Source organism: Alphaproteobacteria bacterium (genome assembly GCA_030739735.1).
Classification (GTDB): domain Bacteria; phylum Pseudomonadota; class Alphaproteobacteria; order UBA7887; family UBA7887; genus UBA7887.
This window is the reverse complement of the sequence record JASLYQ010000038.1, coordinates 1-5,931: the sequence shown is the minus strand read 5'-3', so window position 1 is coordinate 5,931 and position 5,931 is coordinate 1. Positions and strand designations below refer to the sequence as shown.

The 5,931-nt window shown below is 62.4% G+C and carries 6 protein-coding genes and 1 other RNA gene; 3 read left to right on the top strand and 4 right to left on the bottom strand.

Annotated features, from left to right (window positions below; genetic code table 11):
- Both QF629_12910 and ffs read right to left on the bottom strand, forming a co-directional pair.
- On the bottom strand, nucleotides 1-1,186 hold a 1,186-nt coding region (locus QF629_12910), incomplete at its 3' end, for a DNA polymerase III subunit gamma/tau (protein ID MDP6014421.1).
- A gap of 51 nt (nucleotides 1,187-1,237) precedes the next feature.
- An RNA gene (ffs, locus tag QF629_12905) (signal recognition particle sRNA small type) lies at nucleotides 1,238-1,329 on the bottom strand.
- An 86-nt stretch (nucleotides 1,330-1,415) separates the two neighbouring features.
- Here ffs and nudC point away from each other — a divergent pair.
- Nucleotides 1,416-2,333 carry an NAD(+) diphosphatase gene (gene nudC / locus QF629_12900; GenBank protein ID MDP6014420.1) on the top strand — a complete coding sequence of 306 codons (918 nt, stop codon included), beginning with the start codon at nucleotides 1,416-1,418 and terminating at the stop codon, nucleotides 2,331-2,333.
- On the opposite strand, the gene QF629_12895 is transcribed toward nudC, so the two are convergent.
- Both QF629_12895 and QF629_12890 read right to left on the bottom strand, forming a co-directional pair.
- Nucleotides 2,320-3,174: a prephenate dehydratase gene (locus tag QF629_12895; GenBank protein MDP6014419.1), complete on the bottom strand. Its 855-nt coding sequence runs from the start codon at nucleotides 3,172-3,174 to the stop codon at nucleotides 2,320-2,322. The genes nudC and QF629_12895 overlap by 14 nt on opposite strands.
- Nucleotides 3,171-3,926: a 3-deoxy-manno-octulosonate cytidylyltransferase gene (locus QF629_12890; protein ID MDP6014418.1), complete on the bottom strand. Its 756-nt coding sequence runs from the start codon at nucleotides 3,924-3,926 to the stop codon at nucleotides 3,171-3,173. The genes QF629_12895 and QF629_12890 overlap by 4 nt, the downstream gene beginning before the upstream one ends.
- 80 nt (nucleotides 3,927-4,006) lie before the next feature.
- Between QF629_12890 and QF629_12885 the strand changes: the two genes are divergently transcribed.
- Together QF629_12885 and QF629_12880 are read left to right on the top strand one after the other, a co-directional pair.
- Nucleotides 4,007-4,672, top strand: a complete 666-nt coding sequence (locus tag QF629_12885) for a cytochrome c family protein (protein ID MDP6014417.1) — start codon at nucleotides 4,007-4,009, stop codon at nucleotides 4,670-4,672.
- A 95-nt stretch (nucleotides 4,673-4,767) separates the two neighbouring features.
- A partial coding sequence (locus QF629_12880) for an extracellular solute-binding protein (protein ID MDP6014416.1) occupies nucleotides 4,768-5,931 on the top strand: 1,164 nt, incomplete at its 3' end.

Sequence of the window (5,931 nt, the reverse complement as noted above, 5' to 3'; positions counted from 1 at the left end):
CGGACCGGGCAGTAGCGCTGTCGCTTTGGTTCTGAAGCTTACGCACTAGGTCGGCCGGATTGGGCAGGTCGGCGGCATGGGCAAGGCGCACCAGCACCATCTCAACCGCAGACAGCGGCGCCGGCGCGTCCAGCGCCTCGCGCAGACCCTTGAACAGGATCTGCCAGCAACGCGCCAGGTCCGGTACGCTGAGACGCTCAGCAAGCGCTGCGCCACGCACGCGTTCCGCCTCGGGCAGGCTGGGGTCGCTGGCGGCGTTGGACGTTACCTTGAGACGTGTTAGCCAGTGACTGAGATCCAGCATGTCGCGCACTACCACCACGGGGTCGGCTCCTGCACGATATTGCTCCCCAAGCGAATCGAGGGCGTCTGCCAAGCGTCCACCGAGCACGGCCTCGGCTAGGTCGAAGACGTGCCCGCGGTCGGCCAGTCCTAGCATGTTGCGCACGGCACCGGCTTCTACCCCCGCGCTGGCGGCATCGCTGATGGCCTGATCCAGCAGTGATAGGGCGTCGCGTACCGAGCCGTCGGCCGCGCGCGCGATCAGCGCCATTGCGTCTGCAGAGACGGTCGCTGATTCCTGCTCGGCGATCTTGCCGAGATGGCCGGCGAGTGTCTGTGCATCGACCCGCCGCAAGTCGAAGCGCTGGCAACGTGAGAGCACCGTCATCGGAATTTTGCGTGCTTCTGTGGTAGCAAAAATAAAGGTGACGTGATCGGGTGGCTCTTCCAACGTCTTCAACAGCGCGTTGAAGGCGTTATTTGAGAGCATGTGTACTTCATCGATGATGTAGACCTTGTAGCGCCCAGAGCCAGGGGCGTACCGTACGCTCTCGATAATCTCGCGTACGTCGTCGACGCCGGTGCGGCTGGCCGCATCCATCTCTAGCACGTCGGGATGGCGGTCTATGGCGATGGCGACGCAGGTCTCGCATTCCCCGCAAGGTTCCGCCACCGGCGCTGTGACGCTGCCGTCCGCGCCGGTGCAGTTCAGCGCCCGGGCGATAATCCGTGCCGTCGTCGTCTTGCCAATGCCCCGAACACCGGTGAGCAGGAAAGCATGCGCTAGCCGCCCGCTGGAGAACGCGTTGGAGAGCGTACGCACCAACGCGTCTTGGCCGACCAACTCCTCAAGCTTGGTCGGACGGTACTTCCGTGCCAGTACGCGATAGCCGGTCTTGCCCATGATTCTTGACCGATTGCGCTCGTGGCGCCGCCCTTATGTTGCAATCTGGGTGGGAGGCCGGCCTGCGACCCGGGCCGGGCTCGTTACGGCTGCTTCCTTCCGGACCTGACCGGGTTGGCGAGTGGCTCGTCCGCCACCGACCTCCCGCGGAGGTTATCGGCCATAGTGCCCATCTGTGCAAGCGCCGACGACGTTGCGGCTGGGAGCTTCCTATGCCAGGGTCGCCGCCATGACACGACCACACGCCTTCTGCGGTATGCCTTTGAGCCGCAACGAATCCCTGCGCCGCGATGCCGAGGCGATTGCGCGGCTGCGCGAGCACCCGGGAAGCCGTGTGCTTGTGGTTTGGCGTGACCACCACCTCATTACCGATTCGGCGGCGCCTGCGGCAACTTGGCACCAGGGCGATGAGGGCCGGGACTTGCTCGCCAACGCTGAGCATTGGGTGCTGCTCGGCGAGGGTAACGGGATCGCCCATTTTGCGGTCGACATCTCACACCTGGACGAGCCGCTTTTCGCCGACCGTGGCAAGTTTCTCGATCTGCGCACCATGACGGCACTATTGTCGACCGACGATGGTGCGGTGATGGCCTACGCCCGCGGGCTGCTCCACTGGCATCGGCGACACCGCTTTTGCGGCGCCTGCGGTAGCCTCAGCGAAAGCGCCTCGGGGGGCCACGTGCGGCGCTGCACGAGCAGCGATTGCGCCATAGACCAGTTCCCGCGCACCGATCCAGCGATCATTGTGCTGGTCAGCCATGGCGATCTCTGCCTGCTCGGCCGCCAGCGTGTCTGGCCCAAAGGCATGTACTCAACCTTGGCTGGGTTCGTCGAAACCGGCGAGAGCCTGGAAGAGGCGGTGGCGCGCGAGGTCTACGAAGAATCCGGCGTTACCATTGAGGCGCCCACGTACCATTCCTCCCAGCCATGGCCGTTCCCAGGCTCAATCATGCTCGGTTTTCACGCCAGGGCACAGGACACCACGCTTAATGTTGACACGGACGAGTTGGAGACCGCTTCCTGGTTTCGGCGCAATCAGCTTCTGGCCTCGCCTGAGAACAGCGAGTTCCGCCTACCGCGGCGTGGCTCCATCGCCCGCAGGTTGATCGAGGAGTGGCTTTCAGACGATTGGCTCAGCTATCGTTAAAATCGCGAAAGGAATCGGCTGGATAGACGCCAAGGATCTTCACGTCGCGGGAGAAGAAGCCGAGTTCTTCGAGAGCCAGACGCACGGGCTCTTCGCTCGGGTGACCCTCGATATCGCTATAGAACTGGGTCGCTGAGAAAGAGCCGTCGAGCATGTAACTCTCCAGTTTGATCATGTTGACACCGTTGGTGGCGAAACCACCAAGCGCCTTGTACAGCGCGGCAGGAATGTTGCGCACCCGGAACACAAAACTCGTGAGCACACGCTCTGTCCCGGGCTCGGGCTCGTGCGGCTCGCGCGCCATGATGAGAAAACGTGTGGTGTTGTGCGCAGCGTCCTCGATATTGGTCCGCAGCACATCGAGGCCGTAGGTCTCGGCCGCCAATGATGAGGCAATGGCTGCTTGGCTGGGATCGTCGCGCCCGGCAATGGCGGATGCCGCACCGGCAGTGTCCGCCTCGACCATCGGCACCAGACCGAGCTCGTGGATCAGCTTGCGACATTGGGCTAGGGCATGCACATGGCTGTGCACGCTGCGTAGATTCCCGATTCGCGCGCCGGGCAAACCAAGCAACTGGTGGTGCACCCGCCGGAAGCGCTCGGCGATGATGTGCAGGCCGGAATCGGGTAGCAGATGGTGGATGTCTGCAACACGGCCAGCGACCGAGTTCTCCACCGGGATCATCGCCAACTCCGCCGTGCCATGCTCGACCGTAGCAAACGCGTCTTCGAAGGTTTCGCAGGGCAATGGCTGGTAGTCGGGAAAAGAGGCGAGACAGGCCATATGGGAATAGGCGCCGGCCTGGCCCTGAAAGGTAATGCGTGGAGTATCGCTGGTCACGGTTGTCTCTCCCCACCCAGCATGCTGCGGGCGCGTTGCAGATCGTCCTCGGTATCGACGCCGAGCGGCATGGTGTCAACCAGCGCCACATCGATACGCATGCCGGCGTCGAGGGCACGTAACTGCTCCAGCTTCTCGCGCCGCTCGAGTGGGCTCGGCGGCAGCGCGACAAACCGCTCGAGCGCTGCCCGGCGATAGGCGTAGAGGCCGATGTGATGGTAGTGGGGGCCGTCGCCCCAGGGTGCGGTGGCGCGCGTGAATGCCAGCGCGCGAGCGCGTCTGGCGCCTTCCGCGAAGCCGGCGATGATCTTGACCACATTGGGATTGTGGCGCTCGGCCTCGTTCGCGATCTCGCAGGCCACCGTGCCGATATCGACCGCCGGGTCGTCCAGTAGGGCGACCGCGGCACGAATCTGCTGTGGATCGATGGTTGGCAGGTCGCCTTGCAGGTTCACTACGGCGCCGTACGTCCCATCCGGGTCTTCGGCCCGCAGCGCTTCCTGAATGCGATCCGAGCCGGAGGCGTGGTCGGGATTAGTCAGCCGCGTGACGCCGCCGGCGCTGGCTACGGCCTCCGCCACCTCGGCCTCTGCACAGGCAACCACGACGCGGCCGACTTCAGCCTCCATGGCGCGGCGCCAAACCTGCACGATCATCGGCGCGCCCGCGATGTCCGTCAGCACTTTGCGCGGCAGGCGAGTCGAGGCCAAGCGTGCCGGAATTAAGACGATGGTAGCATTACTGTCTGTCATAGCTGCTCTAGGTGTTGCGATGCCGCGGGCGAAGCCCTACTTTCGCGCCCGCGCGCAGTTTCTTGAGAGCCGGAGTAAGCATGTCAGGCTTTGAAATCAACAAGATTGTCGGGGCCCTTCTGATGGCTATTCTCATAGTGCTCAGCCTGTCTCTTCTAGTCGAGTTGGTCACCGACGGCGAGCACGCTGAGAGCAAGCCTGTTTACGTCGTCAGTGGTGCCGAGGAAGAGGATGCGTCGGTGGAGGTTACCGACGAAGAGCCGGTCGAGGAGATGGCCGCCGACGAGATGGCTGAGGCCGTCGAGGCCCTAGAAGATGTTGCTGAGGCAGTTGAAGCAGCGGTCGAGGGAGGTGTCGAGGAGATTGTGGAGGCGGTGTCCGACGCGGCATCACCCCTGATCGCGGCCATTACGGCCGCCGATCTCACCGCCGGCGAAAAGGCCTTTAAGAAATGTAAAGTGTGCCATAGCCTTGATGAGGGTGGCTCGCATAAGGTTGGCCCCAATCTCTGGGGCGTCGTCGGTGCGCCGATAGGGCGCCACACTGATTTCAAGTACTCTGGCGCACTGATCGGGGTAGGTGGCACTTGGGACTATGCCTCGCTCGACGCTTTCCTGACCAAGCCGAATGATTTCATGGCCGGCACCAAGATGGTCTTTCCGGGCGTTAAGAAGGCCGAGAATCGAGCTGCCGTGATCGCCTATCTGCGTAGCAATGCGGCGGCGTCCGCACCGCTGATCCAGTGATCACGATCCTGCGTGTGACCTCTTGAACTGCTGCACTTTCCGCCCGACACTGTAAGGGAGCGGTGCATCTGTCGCGCCGTCCCAAGGGAGGCCGCATGAGCCAGCTGTTCCGTCATCTTTCCATTCCGGCCTTGGCCGGCCTCATGGTGTTTGCCGCGGCCGCGCAGGCGGAAGCACCGAGTGAAAGCTTTACCTGTGGCCTTGATGCCATCTCCGCGGGCGGGCCAGCCCGTGGCGGCCTCACCGATGCCTACGCGATATCGATGTTCGGCGACGTAAAATATGGCCCTGATTTCGGCCATTTCGATTATGTCGATCCCGATGCGCCCAAAGGTGGCACCGTGAAGCTCGCCACCATCGGCACCTTCGATACCCTCAACCCCTTCACCCTCAAGGGTGTTCCCGCCGCCGGTAGCTTCCAAATTTACGATACTCTACTTACCAGTTCCGCCGACGAGGCCTTTACCGAATATGGCCTGCTGGCGGAGAGCATCACCATGCCGGAAGATAGCTCCTGGGTTTCGTTTGCCCTGCGCGAGGGCGCCCGCTGGCATGACGGCGAGCCCATCACGGTCGCCGACGTCATCTGGAGCCTGGAGACGCTTAAAACCAAGGGCAACCCTTTTTACCGCCAATACTATGCCGATGTGGCGAGTGTCGAAGAGGTGGCGGAGCGAACCGTGCGCTTCAATTTTGATCCAGAGACGACAAACCGCGAGCTGCCGCTCATCCTCGGCCAGTTTCCTATCCTGCCCAAGCATTATTGGGAGACCCGCGATTTCGAGGCGACGACCCTCGAGCCGCCGCTCGGCAGCGGCGCCTACCGCATCGCCGAACTGGAGCCCGGCCGTTCTGTCACGCTGATCCGCGTCGACGATTATTGGGCGCGCGATCTGCCGGTAAACGTCGGCCGTTATAATATAGATACGATCCGCTACGATTATTACCGCGACGCCAAAGTAGCGATCGAGGCATTCAAGGCTGGTGAATACGATTTTCGCCTCGAAAACAACTCCAAGGAGTGGGCCACCGCCTACAACATTCCGGAGGTCGCCGACGGCATCATTGTCAAGCGGCTAATCGATCATGAGCAGCCGACGGGCATGCAGGGCTTCTGGCTCAACACGCGGCGACCCAAGTTCGCCGATCCAGTAGTGCGCGAGGCACTTGGCTATACCTTCGATTTCGAATGGACTAACCAAAACCTATTCTATGGCCAGTATACGCGTACGGCATCTTACTTCTCTAACACTGAGCTC

Bases quoted from the DNA above. Each gene is read 5' to 3' on its own strand.
- nudC (MDP6014420.1), top strand. From the start codon at position 1,416: ATGACACGACCACACGCCTTCTGCGGTATGCCTTTGAGCCGCAACGAA.
- QF629_12890 (MDP6014418.1), bottom strand. From the start codon at position 3,926: ATGACAGACAGTAATGCTACCATCGTCTTAATTCCGGCACGCTTGGCC.
- QF629_12885 (MDP6014417.1), top strand. From the start codon at position 4,007: ATGTCAGGCTTTGAAATCAACAAGATTGTCGGGGCCCTTCTGATGGCT.